1 protein-coding gene is annotated in these 594 nt (G+C 34.2%); it reads left to right on the forward strand.

The window, feature by feature from the left end:
• Positions 1-66 precede the first annotated feature (66 nt).
• The coding region (locus A4R26_RS12300) for a hypothetical protein (RefSeq protein ID WP_133054650.1) at positions 67-594 on the forward strand (528 nt) is incomplete at its 3' end.

Raw genomic sequence — 594 nt, forward strand, 5'->3', positions numbered from 1 at the left:
ATAAATCTAGATTATTTAGATAGAAGTGCACAATCTATTCATAACAGAAATAACATTTATTTTTTTGTGGATGAGGAAGTTCAGAAAACATATCTTTTGCGAAAGTATCTGTTAAATTCTAAAAATCATAAGTATATAGCCTTTTTTAGAGAAATGTATAACAAAGTTGCAACTAAATCTTTTTTGACTGACAGAGTCCTAACAGGCTTGCACAAGACAAATCGTGAGAAAAGATGGGAATGTCATCCTCAGTCGGTGCACTTTGCAATGCGAAAAGAATGTTTAGCAATCGAACTAAAACTTATTGAACAAATATGTCATCTTGTAGATTTCCCTTCTGACTTGAAAGCACTACTTGAAGAAAATCAAATAGTAAATTTTAAGCAAGAAATTACGAAGTGTCCTATAACTTTAGAGCCGTTATTGTTTGAAAAATTCAATGATGAGCTTATAAACCCAACGCACGGTAAAGCGTCAATACAGGTGGGGCATATTCATCCCTTGAAGGCCGGTGAAAACGCTATTTCTGGTCATACCGCAAATAACATAAGTTGGATTTCCTCTATAGGCAATCGAATTCAAGGCGATCTGTCA

The organism is Niastella populi (assembly GCF_002078015.1).
In the GTDB taxonomy this organism is placed as follows: domain Bacteria; phylum Bacteroidota; class Bacteroidia; order Chitinophagales; family Chitinophagaceae; genus Niastella; species Niastella populi.